This is a genomic window from Tenacibaculum sp. Cn5-46, from assembly GCF_022347705.1.
Lineage (GTDB): Bacteria > Bacteroidota > Bacteroidia > Flavobacteriales > Flavobacteriaceae > Polaribacter > Polaribacter aiptasiae.
The window spans coordinates 288,003-304,843 of record NZ_JAKRGD010000006.1 but is presented as its reverse complement, the minus strand read 5'-3'; the positions used below and the strand labels follow the sequence as shown (position 1 = coordinate 304,843).

24 protein-coding genes are annotated in these 16,841 nt (G+C 29.5%); 17 read left to right on the top strand and 7 right to left on the bottom strand.

Annotated features, from left to right (window positions below; translation table 11 throughout):
• Positions 1–29: 29 nt before the first annotated feature.
• Positions 30–485 carry a nuclear transport factor 2 family protein gene (locus MHN29_RS14090; RefSeq protein ID WP_235275192.1) on the top strand — a complete coding sequence of 152 codons (456 nt, stop codon included), beginning with the start codon at positions 30–32 and terminating at the stop codon, positions 483–485.
• Positions 486–719: 234 nt separating this feature from the next.
• Here the strand turns inward: MHN29_RS14090 and MHN29_RS14085 are convergent, their stop codons facing one another.
• The 4 genes from MHN29_RS14085 to MHN29_RS14070 all read right to left on the bottom strand — a co-directional run bounded on the left by MHN29_RS14085 (position 720) and on the right by MHN29_RS14070 (position 2,575).
• Complete coding sequence (locus tag MHN29_RS14085) at positions 720–1,421, bottom strand: DNA-binding domain-containing protein (RefSeq protein WP_235275191.1); 702 nt, start codon at positions 1,419–1,421, stop codon at positions 720–722.
• 181 nt (positions 1,422–1,602) lie between these two features.
• Positions 1,603–2,001: a hypothetical protein gene (locus tag MHN29_RS14080; protein WP_235275190.1), complete on the bottom strand. Its 399-nt coding sequence runs from the start codon at positions 1,999–2,001 to the stop codon at positions 1,603–1,605.
• Positions 2,002–2,040: 39 nt separating this feature from the next.
• Positions 2,041–2,223, bottom strand: coding sequence for a hypothetical protein (locus tag MHN29_RS14075; RefSeq protein ID WP_235275189.1), 183 nt, complete (start codon positions 2,221–2,223; stop codon positions 2,041–2,043).
• A gap of 55 nt (positions 2,224–2,278) precedes the next feature.
• Entirely contained in the window at positions 2,279–2,575 is a 297-nt protein-coding gene (locus tag MHN29_RS14070) for a hypothetical protein (RefSeq protein WP_235275188.1), read from the bottom strand.
• A gap of 129 nt (positions 2,576–2,704) precedes the next feature.
• Between MHN29_RS14070 and MHN29_RS14065 the strand changes: the two genes are divergently transcribed.
• Positions 2,705–3,448 carry a hypothetical protein gene (locus tag MHN29_RS14065; RefSeq protein ID WP_235275187.1) on the top strand — a complete coding sequence of 248 codons (744 nt, stop codon included), beginning with the start codon at positions 2,705–2,707 and terminating at the stop codon, positions 3,446–3,448.
• 5 nt (positions 3,449–3,453) lie between these two features.
• Here MHN29_RS14065 and MHN29_RS14060 read toward each other — a convergent pair whose 3' ends face one another.
• Positions 3,454–4,383, bottom strand: coding sequence for an MBL fold metallo-hydrolase (locus MHN29_RS14060; protein WP_235275186.1), 930 nt, complete (start codon positions 4,381–4,383; stop codon positions 3,454–3,456).
• A 238-nt stretch (positions 4,384–4,621) separates the two neighbouring features.
• On the opposite strand from MHN29_RS14060, the gene MHN29_RS14055 reads away from it, so the two are divergent.
• The 15 genes from MHN29_RS14055 to MHN29_RS13985 all read left to right on the top strand — a co-directional run bounded on the left by MHN29_RS14055 (position 4,622) and on the right by MHN29_RS13985 (position 14,497).
• Positions 4,622–5,050, top strand: coding sequence for a hypothetical protein (locus tag MHN29_RS14055; protein WP_235275185.1), 429 nt, complete (start codon positions 4,622–4,624; stop codon positions 5,048–5,050).
• 72 nt (positions 5,051–5,122) lie between these two features.
• Positions 5,123–5,827 (top strand): hypothetical protein, encoded by a 705-nt coding sequence (locus MHN29_RS14050; protein ID WP_235275184.1) that lies wholly within the window; start codon positions 5,123–5,125, stop codon positions 5,825–5,827.
• A gap of 116 nt (positions 5,828–5,943) precedes the next feature.
• Positions 5,944–6,753 carry an SDR family oxidoreductase gene (locus tag MHN29_RS14045; RefSeq protein ID WP_235275183.1) on the top strand — a complete coding sequence of 270 codons (810 nt, stop codon included), beginning with the start codon at positions 5,944–5,946 and terminating at the stop codon, positions 6,751–6,753.
• Positions 6,754–6,856: 103 nt separating this feature from the next.
• On the top strand, positions 6,857–7,768 hold the full coding sequence (locus MHN29_RS14040; RefSeq protein ID WP_235275182.1) for an AraC family transcriptional regulator: 912 nt from the start codon (positions 6,857–6,859) through the stop codon (positions 7,766–7,768).
• Positions 7,769–7,841: 73 nt separating this feature from the next.
• On the top strand, positions 7,842–8,489 hold the full coding sequence (locus tag MHN29_RS14035) for a hypothetical protein (RefSeq protein ID WP_235275181.1): 648 nt from the start codon (positions 7,842–7,844) through the stop codon (positions 8,487–8,489).
• Positions 8,490–8,516: 27 nt separating this feature from the next.
• Positions 8,517–9,020, top strand: a complete 504-nt coding sequence (locus tag MHN29_RS14030) for a YfbM family protein (protein ID WP_235275180.1) — start codon at positions 8,517–8,519, stop codon at positions 9,018–9,020.
• A gap of 53 nt (positions 9,021–9,073) precedes the next feature.
• The gene (locus tag MHN29_RS14025; protein WP_235275179.1) at positions 9,074–9,841 is read left to right on the top strand and encodes a hypothetical protein; all 768 of its coding nucleotides are present in this window, start codon (positions 9,074–9,076) and stop codon (positions 9,839–9,841) included.
• A 24-nt stretch (positions 9,842–9,865) separates the two neighbouring features.
• Positions 9,866–10,399 carry a DUF2199 domain-containing protein gene (locus MHN29_RS14020; RefSeq protein ID WP_235275178.1) on the top strand — a complete coding sequence of 178 codons (534 nt, stop codon included), beginning with the start codon at positions 9,866–9,868 and terminating at the stop codon, positions 10,397–10,399.
• A gap of 54 nt (positions 10,400–10,453) precedes the next feature.
• On the top strand, positions 10,454–11,179 hold the full coding sequence (locus MHN29_RS14015; RefSeq protein WP_235275177.1) for a hypothetical protein: 726 nt from the start codon (positions 10,454–10,456) through the stop codon (positions 11,177–11,179).
• Between the two features lie 91 nt (positions 11,180–11,270).
• Complete coding sequence (locus MHN29_RS14010; RefSeq protein WP_235275176.1) at positions 11,271–11,498, top strand: hypothetical protein; 228 nt, start codon at positions 11,271–11,273, stop codon at positions 11,496–11,498.
• Positions 11,499–11,601: 103 nt separating this feature from the next.
• Entirely contained in the window at positions 11,602–12,108 is a 507-nt protein-coding gene (locus tag MHN29_RS14005; protein WP_235275175.1) for a ClbS/DfsB family four-helix bundle protein, read from the top strand.
• Complete coding sequence (locus MHN29_RS14000) at positions 12,087–12,827, top strand: hypothetical protein (RefSeq protein ID WP_235275174.1); 741 nt, start codon at positions 12,087–12,089, stop codon at positions 12,825–12,827. Before MHN29_RS14005 ends, MHN29_RS14000 begins: the two co-directional genes overlap by 22 nt.
• Before the next feature lie 12 nt (positions 12,828–12,839).
• The gene (locus MHN29_RS13995) at positions 12,840–13,568 is read left to right on the top strand and encodes a hypothetical protein (RefSeq protein WP_235275173.1); all 729 of its coding nucleotides are present in this window, start codon (positions 12,840–12,842) and stop codon (positions 13,566–13,568) included.
• A gap of 124 nt (positions 13,569–13,692) precedes the next feature.
• The gene (locus MHN29_RS13990) at positions 13,693–14,037 is read left to right on the top strand and encodes a hypothetical protein (protein ID WP_235275172.1); all 345 of its coding nucleotides are present in this window, start codon (positions 13,693–13,695) and stop codon (positions 14,035–14,037) included.
• 52 nt (positions 14,038–14,089) lie between these two features.
• Positions 14,090–14,497, top strand: a complete 408-nt coding sequence (locus MHN29_RS13985; RefSeq protein ID WP_235275171.1) for a hypothetical protein — start codon at positions 14,090–14,092, stop codon at positions 14,495–14,497.
• A 384-nt stretch (positions 14,498–14,881) separates the two neighbouring features.
• Here the strand turns inward: MHN29_RS13985 and MHN29_RS13980 are convergent, their stop codons facing one another.
• Positions 14,882–15,586 (bottom strand): LytTR family DNA-binding domain-containing protein, encoded by a 705-nt coding sequence (locus tag MHN29_RS13980; RefSeq protein WP_235275170.1) that lies wholly within the window; start codon positions 15,584–15,586, stop codon positions 14,882–14,884.
• Positions 15,583–16,389, bottom strand: a complete 807-nt coding sequence (locus MHN29_RS13975) for a sensor histidine kinase (RefSeq protein ID WP_235275169.1) — start codon at positions 16,387–16,389, stop codon at positions 15,583–15,585. The genes MHN29_RS13980 and MHN29_RS13975 overlap by 4 nt, the downstream gene beginning before the upstream one ends.
• Between the last annotated feature and the right edge of the window lie 452 nt (positions 16,390–16,841).

Sequence of the window (16,841 nt, the reverse complement as noted above, 5' to 3'; positions counted from 1 at the left end):
TAAGAAAAGAATTGATAAAACAAGCATCAATGAAGCACTTAACACAAATATGTTTAACCATCTTAACCGTTTTTACCATGGTATCAAACGCACAAAATAAAACACATACCAAAGAAGCAATTCGTAAGGCAATGGATCATTTAATAGACAGAGCCACAAATTACGATATTGAAGCTTTAGAAACCATTTATCACAAAGACTTTCATACCACATTGGTATTGCCAGATGGCGAAGTAAAAACCTATAACAAGCAAGAGTTTAAAGCGCATTTTGCTAAGCAAGCAGCAGAAGGTAAAACCCAGTTAAATACTTGGGCAGATTGGCACGATTTTCATGTCCTTGGAGACACAGCTGTTTGTGTACTTACGAGAAAACACAGCGGAATGAATGGAAAAGAAATGCAATTACTATGTAATATTGAATTGCGTTTTGAAGACAATAGATGGCAAGTATTGCGTGAAGCCATTTTCTTAAGGCCTTTGTAAAAAAGAAACAGCCTAAGCGGACTAAAATTTAACCACTAAGTGTTTAAAAAGGAGAAGCCTAAGCAAAGTATTTGGAGACCGCTCGGCGGAGTAAATCAAACACGGTAATGAGAGAGTTGCTATAAGCATAGTGATAATAACAGCATAACGGTCGTTATAGATAAACTATAGCGACCGTTATAATATGAAAAGAATTAGAATTTAAATAGTACTTGTTGCTAAGCTAAAAGAAACTTAAACCACTACTAGTTTAAAAGAAGTATCGCTAATACGAACTCCTTTTAAAAAGGCTTGTGGATTTGAAGTAAACTGCGATTTAATTCGAAGATGATACTTCCCTGGTAATAGTTGAGGTGCTTGTGCAATAATGTTTTTAAAGGTATTGCGAGAAAAACGAGTTACTTTAATTTCTGTTTGATCTTCTCCAACAAAATACAATCCCACACTAGGGTTTGATCCCGCTATTTTTAATCGACTTCCCAACAATTCGAAAAGGCCTTCTGAAGTAATTTGCTGATTGGTAGTTCCAGAACCAATGTCTATTACCTGTGTAATTTGTGTATAGGTATTAGGCGCTGCAACCTTACTAATAGGCACTTCATGAAGCACACTTTTAATTAATTTTCCCGTTTTAAGCTTTAAATGAAGTTTGTGCTTTTTTTCGGAAAAGACTTCTTCATCATTATCAAAAACCCCTGTTATGGAATAACTAATATTGAACAGTGGTAAGTTTACAGTATCACCATCTTTAATGCATTGTACAATGGTCTCGTAAAAAGAGTTGAGTACAGCAACAATGTCTGTTTTACCTACGGCACTTCGTTTTTCTAGCATCTTTTTAATCAGAGCAGCCTGACTTACACTGCGTGTAGCCAACACACGTGCGATGTAATTATCTTCTTCGTTTAAATGATTTTTGGTCAAATAGTACTTCATAAGTTCAACTTTAATAACATTATTTTAGTCCATAACTAAACCTATTAGCTATGGGATGTAAGGTTATTTAAAATTGAATGTATAAAGGGAAGTTGTGGAGAAAGTGAAGGACATACAATTTCTACGTCTGCTCTAAGATACGAAATTTTTGTGTCTTATATTAGAAAAGAAGAAGTAATAACTAAAGAAAGACCTCTTTATAACCTTGTTTGGCTATTTTATAGCTTTTAATTGTTTCTTTTTTCATCTGTTTTAAAAGATTAATTTTTAGTTCTTTTTTCATAGGGTATTCTAAAATACTAACAATAAACTCAGTCCCAATAAGACTAGATATAATGGAATCTGGATGTTTCACTAATATTTCTTCAATTAGTTCCAGTAGTTTATTTGAAATAGTTTTATTCCCTAGTTCGGTTTCCTTCATCATTTTATTAGCTAGCTCATTACATATAAGCATACCAATATAATCGTCATTGAGTTCATTTTTATGTTGCTCGAAAACTTTCATCTCTCGAAAATCAGGAAGAACTTTAAAAATTAATTCATAAAAATCAGAATAAGTAATTTCTTTTTGATTCATTGTTTAATATTTAGATTTTTTGAAGGTAAGAGAATTTTGTTAGTTACTTTTCTTTCGTTTTATAATTAAGAAACCAACTATAATTAGGGTAGCGCTAATAGCTATGTTTTCATAGGATTTATCAAGATATCCTCCAAAACCAGAAATTCCAGCATCTTTATAAAAAAGTACTAAACCACCCAATAAGATGCATAAAAGACCTATGAGTTTTTTGATATTCATTATTTGTAATTTATTGTTTAATGATTGAACAATTAACTTTTAATGTTTGTCTTTTTTAAGCATCAAATTCAACATAATGAATCAATCTAGCACATTTTTTTTCAAGATTAGAATACTCTTCTAATTTTAAATCATCAATAAATTCTTTAATCAAAAAAGTTTCCATAAAATATTCAAATCCAGGGCACTTTCTTTTAGTTACCTCTGTGGTTTTCCACTCCATTTCTTCTTCATTTAGTTCTAATATTTTAACATCAGAATTAATAGAGAATTTATTGTCAACTCTTTTTACATATAGAAAAGAGTCTTCATTAATTTGGTCTAAGTTTTTTATGAAGTCAATTAATTTCATTCTTTAAAATAGCATTTTTGTAATTCTCTATTCAAGATTAAGTATAGAAATTACCCGTTTTAATTTTTGTTTAAATTACATAAAAAGCGTTTAAAAAAACAAGTTGTTTTATCTTTACCTAAAAAAAATATGAAAAGTAACCTTCTTCTCTTATGCTCACTTCTATTATTGGTTAATTGTAATACAAGCGGAGTAAAATATATTCCCCAAAAAGATGGAAAAAATCATATAATAGACTTTGAGTTGTTCAGTATTATTCTACCAAAAGAATTTAAATATAAAAAGGTAAAAGGAATTGATTCTTTTGTAGGAAAACTTGAAAATGGTACTTCTAGTTTTCTTTTTGACTATGGTTGGTATTCAAGCCCACCAAAGGACAAAGCTTCCTTTATAAAAGAGAGTAAAAAGAGCATGGACTTTATGACGCTTCAAAAGTTTTTAAACAAAATAAATATAAAGCCATATGAAGATGAAAAAGGGAGCGTAAACTTAGATGAGATAACTAAGAAAATAAAAAACTTAAAACTACATGAGAACAACAAAACTGTAGTTTTTGAAAATGACAAGGAAAACAACTGTGAGTTTTATTACTCATTAAAGTTTGAAGGGAAAGAATATTTGATTCCATTTTGTATTCCAGAAGAAAAGAAAGAACGGTTTAAGTATTGCGAATTACATATTGATACTATTGGGAACTATAAACGAACAATTGCTTTGTGGACAGATAAAGAGATTACAAATAGATCAAATGTAAACTTTGAACCATTAGATAAAAAGGAACCAAATGATAAGCTGTTTATAGGAATTAGAACGAATACAGAATTTAACAAAGAAGAGTTAAAGGCTATTTTTGAAACTGTAGTAGTGAGGTAAAGAGCTTATAAAGTTTTAAATAACACCTCAACATAACGTTTTATCTCCGTAGTGAAGTTGGTATATAGATCTTTGTAAGTGGGAGCAAGCTTACTTTCAATACTTGTAAGAACTTCGCTTTCTGTTTTTCCTTTTCCTTTAGCATCTTTAACGAGTTTCCAAACCTTGGATAACAGATTAGCATCACGTATTACAGCACTTCCTTTGGTAACATTTCCATGACCAGTTAGTACGTGTATAGGCTGCAACTCAGCTATGGTGTTAAGCGTTTGAATTAGGTTGGGAACTTTTTTAGGATTGATAATAATAGGCATCCAGTTAGAGCTTAATACATCGCCTCCAAAGATTATTTTTTGTTGAGGTAACCATACCAATACATCACCGTGTGAGTGACCGTTGTTAGAAAAAAGGAATTCGACTTCTACACCACCAAAATTCATCTTTTGATGTTCGGTAATTAATTTGTTAGGATATAGCAAACGAGTTGTACCAATGGTTCCTTTGGTAGCTCTATTAAAAAAAGCTACATCTTCTTCTCCGTACTTTTTCATGGTTTCTAAAGCAGCTTTGCTAGCAAAAATCTCAGCTTTGGAAAAGGCAGCATTCCCTAACCAATGATCGGCATGACTGTGAGAGTTAATCACCCAACGAACGGGTTTGTTAGTCACTTTTTTAATAGCATTTTTAATCCCGTTTCCAATGGTTTCCGAAGAGCCTGTATCGAATAACAACACTCCGTCTTTAGTAACTACAAAATGACTGTTAGAGTTCCAACCTTTGTTTTCGGGAGTAGGTAATCCAAATGAAGGAGAAACGATACTATATACATTTTCTGCAACGGGGTTAGCTACAAAATCGAAAGATTTGGTTTGAGCATTAAAACTATGAGATAATAAACTGATGAGAAAGAAGTAATGTATCGTTTCTTTTAACATTTTAATCGCTATTATTAATAAATAGTTCTGTTGGTAAAATTAATTTTTAAAACAGTGTGTTGTCAATTATTAGCTTAAATCGTTACTTTGAATGACAGATAGTTTCTTTTGATAGACGAAACCTAATTGTTGTTGTTTAAGTTATCCATTAGAAACTTGCCGTTTACTTTTTGAGTATATTCGTTGAGAATTAAAATAGTATATAAACTATTAGAAAAGCTATAAAAAAGATTAAAAATTGAAGAAGATAACTTTAAATGGTAATGATGATTTTGATGGTATAGTTGAAAAAATCATCATAGAAAACAATAAAAAAAGAACTACAATTACTATTAAACAATGGAACTTTAACGGTACTAATACTTATGTGCTGTCTGTTTTAGAGTTTAATAATGTTATTTTTCAAAGCTTACCTGATATAAGTTCCTTTAATCTAGTTAGAGAAATAACTCATAGAAGAAATACAAAGGCAGTTTTGCTAGAGTTAAATGAATATTTGAATGATAATCCTACGTTAGTTTTACATAGTACGGAAGACAATATTTCAAATGAAATAAGTAATGAAAGTATAGTACAGTCTTATTTTTTTAGGTCTGGTTATTGCAAAGATTGGTTGATTATTTGTTCTGAAATGAATAAAAAAGAATTTGAGGTTGCTAAGGACTAAATTATTTAAAGAAGAACTTCTTAATAATACTAAGATAAGTTTCCATTTATCTTTTGAGAATATATAAATGTTATGAAAAACACATCAAATTACTTCATAGGGGCATATTATTTAGTGAAATTAAAACCTATAGATTTTGGAGGAATTAAAGGTTCAAAAGTCTTTACTTGTAGTCGTTGTATAAATGATTCTTTTTTTGATGATTGGGCAATTTCTTGGACTACAGTTGAAAGAGAATCACTTGAGGATACAAAATTGACTTTTAATTTAACTGATAACAATATTGAAGAAATTCATACATGGGTTGATAAGAAGCTAGATGAAGAAAAGCTTGGTTGGATGAATACATTTTCTGATTTAGAAACATTAATTGAATATAAAGAGAGTTTTTTTTCTAATGATTCTGATTATGAAATATTGAGTATTAGTTTTTCTGAAGAGGAGATTAGTCAAGTTTTGGAAGTAACGAAACCTATTGAACCTAACACAGGAGAAGTTGGGATTTATAATAAACTTAAAAATAAAGAAAAGAATTTAGGAGCAGGAAGTTTTTTAGGTTATGATATTATTGGAATTGAGGAAGGTGGAGATTTTCATTCTTTTCATTGTAATGATTTAGTAAGTGACCTGAAAAATAAGTTTGATCTTAAAATAAATGAGTTTGGACTTTTTGAAAAAATTGAGAATTGGAATGAGATTAAGGAGTATTTAAAAAATCCTATGAATGCAGAAGAAGTGCCATGGTTTTATGTAAAAGTGAATAGGATTAAGAAGTAGAAACAACCATTTTTACCACGAATCAGTAATATGACTTCGTATTCCAGTAAAATGGCTTCGAGTAAAAATACCTTCCCATCTACTTTTGTCCCCACACTATTTAAATAAAAAAGAAGATGAAAAAAACAGTATTAATAACAGGAGCAAGTCAAGGATTTGGGAAGTTAATCGCAAAAAAATTCCAGAAAGAAGGATGGAATGTTATTGCAACCATGCGAACCCCTGAAAAAGAAACCGAGTTAACACAATTAGAAAATGTATTGGTAAACCGTCTTGATGTTACAAACCAAGAATCGATAACCAAAGCAGTAGCGGAAGGAATTGAGCAATTTGGAAAAATTGATGTATTGGTAAACAATGCAGGATTTGGATTACAAGGCCCTTTTATGGATAGTTCGGAAGCAATGATTCGTAAACAAATGGATGTAAATGTCTATGGAGTATTGAATGTAACCAAAGCAGTATTGCCTAATTTAGAGAAAGAAGGTGGAACCATTATCAACTTTTCTTCCATAGCAGGATTGGTTGGATTGCCTCATACTTCGGTATACAATGCTACAAAATATGCAGTTGAAGGATTTACTGAGGGATTACAATACGAGTTAAACCCATTGGGAATTAAGTTAAAGTTAATTCAGCCAGGTGCATTTAATACAGGTTTTGTTGCAGCGATGGACAGACCTGATGTTTCTGAAGAAAGTGCATATAAATCAGGATGGGAAGCTACCGTTGCACAGATAGAATCAATGTTAAGTGCTGGACAAGACCCTCAGGAAGTTGCAGATATTACATTTTTAGCAGCTACCGATGGTGAAGAACGATTAAGATATTTGGTAGGTAATGATGCCCAACAAATGATGGAGGGAAGAAAGCAAATGAACGATGTAGAGTTCAAGTCAATGCTTATGGAATCATTTAATTTATAGAAGCCCCCTAAAATCAACACGACCTATATAGAAGTACTGACTATGTAGGTTGTGATTTTTTTAATAAAAAAAGTAGTAGCTTTAATGTTTTAAGAAAGAATATATGGCAGAAACTGTTAAGATAAATTCTATTAGTAAGCTTCATGAGTTTTTCGATTATCCTTACAAACCAACACATCCTTTAATTACGTTAATCGACTTTTCTAAAATAAATTTAAATGCCATGAAAAGCGGTACACGTAAAATCTTTGGGTTTTATTCTATTGTATTAAAAAAGCTCAAAGGAGCTGGTGTTATTTATGGACGTAACGATTATGACTTTTCTGAAGCCGCTCTTTTATGTATGGCACCGGAACAGTTAAGTATTATAACCGATATTGAAAAGAATGCATTTTCCGCTGGTTGGGGATTGTATTTTCATCCAGATTTAATTCGCTCTAGTTCCTTAAATGATAAGATTAAGGAATATTCTTTCTTTTCATATAAAATAAATGAAGCACTTCACTTATCCGATAAAGAAAAAAATACTTTGTATTCGGTTACACAAACAATTCAAGAAGAGTTTAGTAATAAACTCGATAATTACAGTCACGATTTAATTGCCTCTAACATTGAAGTATTACTAAACTATTGTAATCGTTTTTATGGTAGACAGTTTATGACGCGTAGTCATCATAATAAAGGAATTGCAGCACAATTTGAAACGATAGTATCAGATTATTTCGAGTCAGATCAGGCAAAACTCAAAGGAGTACCATCGGTTAAATATTGTGCTAACCAATTACACTTATCACCCAATTATCTAGGAGACTTATTAAAACAAGAAACGGGAAAAAGTGCTATAGATCATATACATTATTACCTAATTGAAAAAGCAAAAGGATTGTTGTTAAACTCTTCAGCATCGATAAGCGAAATTGCTTATGACTTAGGCTTTGAACAACGTCAAAGCTTTAGCAAGCTCTTTAAAAGAAAAACAGGAATGAGCCCAAAAGAATATGCCGATTCTGTTTAGTGATATTCTATATTAAGATGTACTTTTTGAGTATATTCGTTGGAAATTAAAATTGCTAGTACTTATGAGAAAAATGAATAAACTAATTTTAATAGTTGTACTTTCTATTATCAGTATATCTTGCTCTGGAAATAAAGAATTTGCTGAGTTAAAAAAAGAAAATAGCACTTTAAAAGAACAACTAAAAAAGCTGAAAACAAAAAACTTAGAATTAACTAAACAAGCTTTGGCTCAAAAGGAGTTAAATAAAGGAAGTAGGATAACTGGGTTAATAGATTCAAAGGTTTTAAGAAATATAGATAAAATATATTCTGAAGACACATTAGATTTAGCCAAGTATGGTAATGAGTTTGTGTTTAAACGAGATGTTGTTTTAAATAAGTTAGATAATACTTCATTTGCTGAATCACTTGGGATGATTAGTGAACGATTAGAATTGTATGGTTATTATGTGTACAGTATCTGTGATGGAAAGTCATTGCCTCTAGAAATGTGTAATTGTACTGATTCGATTTATATAGTTATTGAACCAGAAGAATTAGGAGAAGATTATGAATTGTATAGAATGGGACTATATTATAATATAGATTTGATTGATTTAAAAAGAGTTGAAAAAGAAGGCAATGACTACGAAATTGTATTAACTTTTGAACATGGAGTTTATCCAAGAAAAAGAGTAAAAGTTAACTTATCAAAAATGAAATTAGAAAAGGTTGAATAGTTTGGTATAGAAAAAGATAAAAGAGCTATGGCATATTTAGGAGTATTGTTTTCTCTATCTCAAAAAGAAGTTCAAAAATTAAAGTCTTTTTTATCGGATGAAGATAGACTAGATTATTTACAAGAGGAAATAGAGGAGGTTTATTTTGAAGACTATCCTGAAAGGTTTGCAGAATTAGAAAAATCTTGGGATGCATTACATAGAAGTTTAACAAATGGTAAATTGGAATGGGATAATGGAAGTTTTCCTTTAAATCATACAATTTTAGGTGGAGAATTAATATATCGTAAAAGGAACTATATAATGTCTTTAAAAACACCAGAACAAGTAAAAGAGATTTATTCTACATTGAAAGATATAGCAAAAACAGATTTAAGAACAAGGTATAATAAGATTGATTCAAAAAATTATGGATTTGAGTTAACTGAAGAAGATTTTGAGTACACATGGGATTGGTTTGAGGAGAGTAAAGAGTTCTGGAAGAAAGCAGATTTAGAAAATCGATATGTTTTATTTACAGCAGATCAATAAAAGACAAAGAAAAAAGCCAAAAACAGGAATCGTATTAAAAATAAATTGTATTAATGAGAATAAGAACAAAAAAAGACCTTGAAAAACTAGATAATAAAATAAAGGAAGAGTTAGGAATTGATATACATAAATATAGAAACGAAGAAGTTGTAGAAAACTTTGTAGAATTATTAGTCTTTCCAAAATATGTTATCAATTGGGTTATTAGACCAGTTTTGATTTCAATTTTGGCTTTTATTATAGGTTTCTATATGTTGGATTTAGTCCATGTTGAATATGTCTTATATAGTATTATTGGACTTGTACTCTTTTTGTTAGCTGGGTTCTTTATGGGATTACTTTTTCTAATTTGGAAAATGAAATCTGATATGTGGGGAATTATTAATTATTCTTTGGATATTATGAAATCTGCTGTAGCTGATATAAATGAAGTTAGTAATCAGACTACTAAAGAAAATAGAAAAGATGTTTTAAGTTTACTTTTTAAGGGAGTTATACATATTATAACCATTCCCATGGTTTCAAAAGTGGTATCGGACAAAGTCCCATTCGTAGGTGGGATTATTAATAGAATAATCAAAAAGATTTTGACATTAGTTTCTGATAAAGTTAAGTTTGATGAAGAAAAATTAAAGAATGAATTGAGTAAAAATGAAGATGAACCAGATGCTTTAAAAGTGTACTTAAAGTCAATCTCATTTGCTTCTAATGGAATTAAAAAAGTTATGAACTTTACATTTGGTGTTGCACAGTTTCCTTTAAAAGTACTATTTGGAATTATATTGTTACTTCTAACATTGTTTCTTTATTTGATTAATTAAATTGAAATATAAAATAGGTATTTAATGTTTTGGAAAAAGAAGAAAAATAAGAAAGCTGAATTTATATGTTCTGAATGTGGACAAGTCCACTCTGAATGGCCAGCTTTAACTTTTAACTCACCAACTAATTATGATTTTCTTTCTGAAGAAGATAAAGTAGCATTAGGCAGGATAAACTCCGATTTTTGTGAGATCGATTTTGAGGAAGGTACAGGGCTATTTATCAGAGTAGTATTAACTCAAAAAGTGAATGGTTTTTGTGAAAACTTAGATTATGGGCTTTGGGTTTCGTTAAGTGAGAAAAGTTATTCAGATTATAAAACTAACTTTAATAATGAAAACCATGAAGCAGGATATTTTGGTTGGTTATGTAGTATGATACCAGAATATGACGATACAATGTCAATTCCTTGTAATGTTATAACAAAAACAGGAAATAGTAGACCTGAAATTTTTCCTCATCAAGATTTTGATCATCCCTTTGTAAGAGATTATTATAATGGAATTACAAAAGAAGAAGCAGAAAAAAGAATAAATAATATGCTAAAAAAGGTTTAATAAAAATGTAACTTTAAGACTCTTAATTAATTATAGGAAACCTTATTCGAAGCTATGAAAAAGACAATACTATTATTTACTGTTATGTTACTCTTCTTATCTTGCGCAAAAGAGGATGAGAAATCTAAGTTTATAGGAAACTGGAGTACCACTTCTGATACTAATTTTTCTACTAATATTACATTTTTAAAAGACTTACTCTTGATAGAAAACCCAAGTGTTTTTGATAGTCTTGTTACTACAGAATGGAAGGTTTATGGTACAAAAATTAAGCATGAGGGTAGCACATGGGATTATAAATTTAATAGTACTTATGATACCTTGTGGATTAAACATGAAGTCGATTCTGTTTATCATACAAAGTTGAGAAAGATAAACAGCAATTATGAGTTTTTTGAGAATAGTATTGGATTAAAATTAAAGTTGCCTCAAACAAAGGATACTTTAATAAGTTTGGGTAAAAAGGATTATGTATTTCCAATTTATTTGGGTAAACAAAATCATTCTTTACTATTAAAAACAGATAAATATTCTTTTGACTTAAAGAAATTGGAATCTAGGGTAATGAACTATTATTTATCAAAAAAAGAAAGTGAAAAAGACAGTTTGAAATTCGGACTTTTTATTGATAAATCTGTTAGTAGTAAAGAAGTAGATTCAGTTAAAAACATTTTAAGGGGATTACCTATTAAAAAGTTTTTTAGAATTTATGATAGTAAAGATTATCTAAAAGAGGATTGGAAATCCGAAATAAAATGGCAAGGGAAATTTGAAGAGTAATTATACTTTTCTCTTATTTTATAAAGCAATGAATTAAAATGGCAGTTAAAAAAGGAACGATGTATTAGGTACTAACAGTATTTAATACAAAATGAAAACTAAAAAAAACAAGAAGTTTTACAATTTTACGGAAGAGCAAAAAAGACGTGATTCTCATCGGCTTTTCAGAGGAAGTTATTCTATTGGTAAAGAATGGAAAAACTGGGCTAATAGAAAGTTTAGAAGAGATAATCGTGTTATTTTGAAAAGAACCTTGAAATTGGAAAAAGACATACCATATATAAGACATCGAAAGTTTTTAGATTGGTATGTAAATTAAAAATGAAAAGCTAATGAGATGTAAGCGGTTGTTTGTATACCGCTTACATTTAGTTTTATGTTATGGAAAGAACAAGAATTCTTAGACGAAGAAATAATACGCTATGGCAGTTCCTAAAAATAAAGAAGAGTTAATTTTTGAAATAGAAAACAATTATTCCAAACTAAAAAAAGATTTGGAAACAGTCCCGTTTGAATTGACTAAAGATAAAGAACTAGAAGGACATGCTAAAGGAACTCAAATGAGTGTTTCTGATTTGGTAGCTTATCTTATTGGTTGGGGAGAGCTAGTATTAAAATGGCACAAGAAAAAAGAAAAAGGAGAAACGGTAGATTTCCCAGAAACAGATTATAAATGGAACGAATTAGGAAAACTTGCTCAAAAGTTTTATTCGGACTATGAACACTTCGATTATCAAACATTGTTAAGTGAATTAGATACCATTGTTAATGAAATTCTGTCTTTGGTTAAAAGGACTGAAAACATAGATTTATATGAAAAGCCTTGGTATGACAAATGGACTCAAGGTAAAATGATACAGTTAAATACTTCGTCACCTTATAAAAATGCTAGAAGTAGAGTAAGGAAGTGGAAGAGAACAAAATTATAATTGATAAAATATTTTCCAAAATGAAATTTTATGAACTTAGGTTAAACCTGTCAGGAAAGGGGCGAAAAAGCTCTTACATTGCAGGACCTAGCCCTGGATATTTTCCAAACGGAAACCAAGGAGACATTCCTTTAGATGAATTTGTTAATGAAGTTGATATTGTTTTTGATAAATTAATTTTTTCAGAAGGAAAAAGAGTTCATGTAACCGATTTTATTTCACATGATGGAGTTAATGGCCTTGGATATGTAATATCTGAAAGAATTAAAAATTTGCTCCAAGATTTTAACTTACCAGAACATCGGTTTTATAAGTTGCCACTTTATCAGGATTCTAGAGGAAAACAACATCAATATTATAAACTACATATGTTACAGTATTATTTTGATTACTCATTAATAGATTTTGAAAAGTCATCTTTTTATATTGGCGATTTTTTTAAGAAGAACAAGAAGATTATAAAATACCAAAACGAACAAGAACTGATAATAAAATTAAAAAATTTAGATGATTTAGAAGAGAGAATATGGGGGAACAAAATCGTGTTAAATCATAATTATGAGAAGCAAGGGTTAGATTGTTTTCATATCCATCATTTTTCAGATGATTTCATTATTTCCGAAAGACTAAGAGAGTCACTGGAACAGATTGAAGCAACTGGAATTAATTATGAAGAGTGTAGTTTCGAGTGTAAAGGTATAGTTAGTTTTAGAAATTAATTAGTGTAAAGAATGTATTCAGATACCGTAATATGTATACCCGTAAAATGGGAATCTAGGACAGAAATTGTTGAGATGATATTAAAATCAAGCAAACAGCAATATTTATTTGCAGGCCAAATTTTAATGAACACAATCTCTGGAGAAAACTTTGAATTAGAAATTTGTGAAAAGGATGAGAGAATACCTATTGCGTTTGCATTTGCTGGAAAGGTAAATGGTATTAAAAAGGATGAAATCAATGAAGTAAAAAGACATAATTCAGTAATTTATTTAACAAAAAGAGTTGAATCATTAAAAGCTATAGAAGAGCTTGCGAATATTACATCTTTAATTGTTGAGTCTGGAGGTTATGGTGTTAAAATAGAATCAGCAGGTTTAGCTTTCTCAAAAGATCAATGGCTTATGTTGCAAAAGAATAAGGAGATAGAAAGATTTTATGGCATGTTTGTTTGTAACGCAGTTAGTTCTATTTTATCAGGTTTGTATTCATGTGGAATGCATAATCTGCTTCTAAAAGACACAATAGTTAGCGGACTTGATTATGAAAAAGGGCAAGAGTTAATAAGAGCGTTTAATTTATATCAATTATTTGAGAATCCTAAAATAATAGAAGGTCAAACTTTTAGTATTGATGGAGGCGCTTCAGTATATGTTGTATCTGAAGAGTTAAATCAACCTAACAAAGGAGAAGAATTATTTGAAAATCTATATGGTATGTGGAGACTTACAGCTAAGTAAAGCTTTATGAAAGTAAAATGAAAATTGATAATGCTAATGAGATTTAACTTTTCAGAAGAAGAATTATAAGTAATTTTTACCAATCATAAATACTTTGTACTTTCACTTCCAAAAATTGCATAAAATGAACAAAGTTTTAAAAATTGTATTAACATGGTTGCCTTCATTAGTAATTGTACTTATATACATAGCAAACGGATTAGATAAAATTTTGAATCCAAATCAAACAGGTAAAGTTGTAGTCAATAGCAGTATCATGATTGCAACAGGAATCTTTTTGTTAATTTCTGTTCTCTTGTTTTTATATCATAAAACATTAGTAATTGGAACTACTTTTTTAGCGCTTTATATGACTTTCATAGTCTTTGTTCATATGTATAAGGGCAAGCCTTATGAAGTTACTGTTTTAATTGTTATAGCAACAATCTTTGCTGCATATCTCAGAAAACCAGTACTATTTTATAAGTAAGAAGGGGGTAAAGAGGGGACTAAATTTATCTTGTTTATTAAAAAAAGGGAATATGGAAGAACCAAAATTTAGATGTGGAACTAGAAGTGCTATAATTAGTTTAGCAAAAACATTAGAGTTACCATATGATGATTTGATGCAAGATTGGTCTTATGAAGTCGCTAATCCAAATGATATAGAAAAGTATATTAAACATTATGATAAGCTAATTGATGAAGATCAAAAGTTTGTACTAATGCAAATAATGATACAAGCAACAACTGATCAAGGTAATAAAGATGATTTACAAAAGTATTGGAATGAAATAAGTACTAGATTACTGTGTGATAAAATAGTTCATGAATATACTATCTTTTATTGGGGCTGTTATGAAGAGGATATAGATATTAATGACTGTTGGGAAGTAACACCGTTTATTCGAAATTTATGGGAAGTAATGCAAAAGAGTTATGAAAAATAACAGAATGTAAAACTTAAGGAATCTATTAAAAATAGATTCTACAAAAGAATAAATATCCTACTTGTTTTTATAGATACTAGAGATAAGTTGAAATAAAAAATAGATAAACACAAAGGTTAACCCCAATTCTTCTACAGCTGAGATAATGTTTTTATTAAAGTTGTTCCAGTCTATTAGAAAATAAGAAAATATACTTAAAGCGATAGAGGTTAAAATTAATAAAAGTAATAGTTTCCTAGGCGGTTCCCACATATATTAGTTGCTGATTTAATACAGAGGAAGAGGCAGCTAAATGTAGGAGTTAAAAAAGCATTTATATAAAGAGAATTAATAAACGGAAGCCTTTGTGTAATAAACGGTAGTAAAATTGTTTTTAAAGGCAACTTAATTTAAAAAGGCATCAATGTCTTTCCTATAATTATCGCCAATAGGAATTTCCATACGCCCAATTTCAATATCATTTTTAGTATAAGCAGTAATCTTATTTTTATTTATAATATAAGAACGATGTATTCGAATAAAACGTTGATCTAGCTTTTGTAAAAAAGCTGAAATACTGGTTTTGGTAATATGATGTTCATTAGCCAAATGAATTTTGATATAATCTTTTAAGCTTTCAATATATAAGATGTCTTCAAAATTAACTTTAACCTGCTTTCTATCTTTTCTTATATAAATAAAGGAAGTGTTGTTTTCAGGTAGACTAGCAATTATAGGAGTTGAGGTATTTACCATTTGTAGCGCTCTAAACTTTTCAATTGCATTAAAAAAACGTTGAAAAGTTATAGGCTTTAAAATATAGTCAACAGCATTTAGTTCAAAACCGTCAATAGCATAATCTCTATAAGCGGTAGTAAATATTACTTTAGGTTTATGGAGTAAATTTTTATAAAAATCAATTCCCTTTAAAACTGGCATTTCAATATCTAAAAACAAAAGGTCGATAGTGTTTTCTTGTAAAAACTTACTTGCTTCAATTGCACTGGCACAAGAAGCCACCAATTCAAAATCATCCAATTGCATTAAATGATTTTTAAGCAACCTTCTTGCTAGTTCTTCATCATCAATAATTAAACATTTGTAGGTCATTTAATCGGAATTTTTAAATCAACATTAAAACTATCGTTTTCTTCTTGAATAGCTAAAGAGTAAGTGTCTGCATACAATAATTCTAATTGCTTTTTAACATTACCAATACCAATACTTTCTTTGCGAGAAGGTATTTTATTTTTAGCAATAGAGTTTTCTATTTTAAAATGAATCATAGTTTCCTCCAATTCAATATTGATATGAATAAAAGCTTTATTCAACTCTTGTGAAACCCCATGTTTAAAAGCATTTTCAATAAAAGTTAATAAAATTAAAGGAGCAATCTTAGCGCTGGAGTTTTCAGGAGTATTCAATTGAATTGTAACACGATTACCGTAGCGTACTTTTTCTAAAGCTAAGTAGTTTTTTATCAGATCAATTTCCTTTTGTAAGGACACAAACTTCTCATTACATCCATATAACATATAGTCTAACATCTCAGAAAGTTTTTCAATAACTTCAGGAGCTTCATCCGATTTTTCTATAGTTAATGCATATAAGTTATTTAATGTATTAAATAAAAAATGCGGATTTAATTGATGCTTTAATGTAGTTAATTCTGTAGCTTTTTTTTGCTCGTTTATTTTAAGGAAACGTTGTTGTTCGTTATAAAACTTAATGATTAATAATATAATTGTTGGCGTTAAAAACTTTACCGATTTACTTACTATAATTTGAATTTTAAAAATATGATCCAAAAAGCCTTTCATAGAATCGTAATCCGTATTGTTTTGTGTTTTGTCAAAATACCTTGGTAGATGCCAAAACTCTTGAAGACTAACAAAAAGAGCATAATTCAACATAAGTAGTATGAGTAAGAAAAAGCTAAATTGGATGTATTTCTTAGGGGTTAAAAAATAAGGGATGAGTATGTAAAGTACACAATAGGCAATTATAATTTGTATTGATAACAGAATTAATCGCGACTCAAGACCTTGATAGTAACTCCTAAAATATGAAGCTTCTAGTGTAATTAAGAAATAGGAGAAAATCCCTAACCAAAATAACAAATGACGTATTAGGGGGATTTTAATTAAAGAAGTTATTTTTTTTGTTTTACCCATCAAGCGACTAAAATACAATATATATAATACTGAAAACTAAAAGTAGCTTAAATATGAATTTAAGTAGCTTAATAGATAAATATCATAGACTAAAACAAAGTTTGATACTTCATAAGTTTCAAGAGACAAAAATAGTCATTTAGTCTACTTTTTTTAAAGCGATTCTTTCTCACAATACTTTAGCGGGCCAA

Excerpts from the sequence above, each read along its gene's own strand:
- MHN29_RS14090 (WP_235275192.1), top strand. The coding sequence starts at position 30 with ATGAAGCACTTAACACAAATATGTTTAACCATCTTAACCGTTTTTACC.
- MHN29_RS14085 (WP_235275191.1), bottom strand. The coding sequence starts at position 1,421 with ATGAAGTACTATTTGACCAAAAATCATTTAAACGAAGAAGATAATTAC.
- MHN29_RS14080 (WP_235275190.1), bottom strand. The coding sequence starts at position 2,001 with ATGAATCAAAAAGAAATTACTTATTCTGATTTTTATGAATTAATTTTT.
- MHN29_RS14075 (WP_235275189.1), bottom strand. The coding sequence starts at position 2,223 with ATGAATATCAAAAAACTCATAGGTCTTTTATGCATCTTATTGGGTGGT.
- MHN29_RS14070 (WP_235275188.1), bottom strand. The coding sequence starts at position 2,575 with ATGAAATTAATTGACTTCATAAAAAACTTAGACCAAATTAATGAAGAC.
- MHN29_RS14065 (WP_235275187.1), top strand. The coding sequence starts at position 2,705 with ATGAAAAGTAACCTTCTTCTCTTATGCTCACTTCTATTATTGGTTAAT.
- MHN29_RS14060 (WP_235275186.1), bottom strand. The coding sequence starts at position 4,383 with ATGTTAAAAGAAACGATACATTACTTCTTTCTCATCAGTTTATTATCT.
- MHN29_RS14050 (WP_235275184.1), top strand. The coding sequence starts at position 5,123 with ATGAAAAACACATCAAATTACTTCATAGGGGCATATTATTTAGTGAAA.
- MHN29_RS14045 (WP_235275183.1), top strand. The coding sequence starts at position 5,944 with ATGAAAAAAACAGTATTAATAACAGGAGCAAGTCAAGGATTTGGGAAG.
- MHN29_RS14040 (WP_235275182.1), top strand. The coding sequence starts at position 6,857 with ATGGCAGAAACTGTTAAGATAAATTCTATTAGTAAGCTTCATGAGTTT.
- MHN29_RS14035 (WP_235275181.1), top strand. The coding sequence starts at position 7,842 with ATGAATAAACTAATTTTAATAGTTGTACTTTCTATTATCAGTATATCT.
- MHN29_RS14030 (WP_235275180.1), top strand. The coding sequence starts at position 8,517 with ATGGCATATTTAGGAGTATTGTTTTCTCTATCTCAAAAAGAAGTTCAA.
- MHN29_RS14025 (WP_235275179.1), top strand. The coding sequence starts at position 9,074 with ATGAGAATAAGAACAAAAAAAGACCTTGAAAAACTAGATAATAAAATA.
- MHN29_RS14020 (WP_235275178.1), top strand. The coding sequence starts at position 9,866 with ATGTTTTGGAAAAAGAAGAAAAATAAGAAAGCTGAATTTATATGTTCT.
- MHN29_RS14015 (WP_235275177.1), top strand. The coding sequence starts at position 10,454 with ATGAAAAAGACAATACTATTATTTACTGTTATGTTACTCTTCTTATCT.
- MHN29_RS14010 (WP_235275176.1), top strand. The coding sequence starts at position 11,271 with ATGAAAACTAAAAAAAACAAGAAGTTTTACAATTTTACGGAAGAGCAA.
- MHN29_RS14005 (WP_235275175.1), top strand. The coding sequence starts at position 11,602 with ATGGCAGTTCCTAAAAATAAAGAAGAGTTAATTTTTGAAATAGAAAAC.
- MHN29_RS13995 (WP_235275173.1), top strand. The coding sequence starts at position 12,840 with ATGTATTCAGATACCGTAATATGTATACCCGTAAAATGGGAATCTAGG.
- MHN29_RS13990 (WP_235275172.1), top strand. The coding sequence starts at position 13,693 with ATGAACAAAGTTTTAAAAATTGTATTAACATGGTTGCCTTCATTAGTA.
- MHN29_RS13985 (WP_235275171.1), top strand. The coding sequence starts at position 14,090 with ATGGAAGAACCAAAATTTAGATGTGGAACTAGAAGTGCTATAATTAGT.
- MHN29_RS13980 (WP_235275170.1), bottom strand. The coding sequence starts at position 15,586 with ATGACCTACAAATGTTTAATTATTGATGATGAAGAACTAGCAAGAAGG.
- MHN29_RS13975 (WP_235275169.1), bottom strand. The coding sequence starts at position 16,389 with ATGTTGAATTATGCTCTTTTTGTTAGTCTTCAAGAGTTTTGGCATCTA.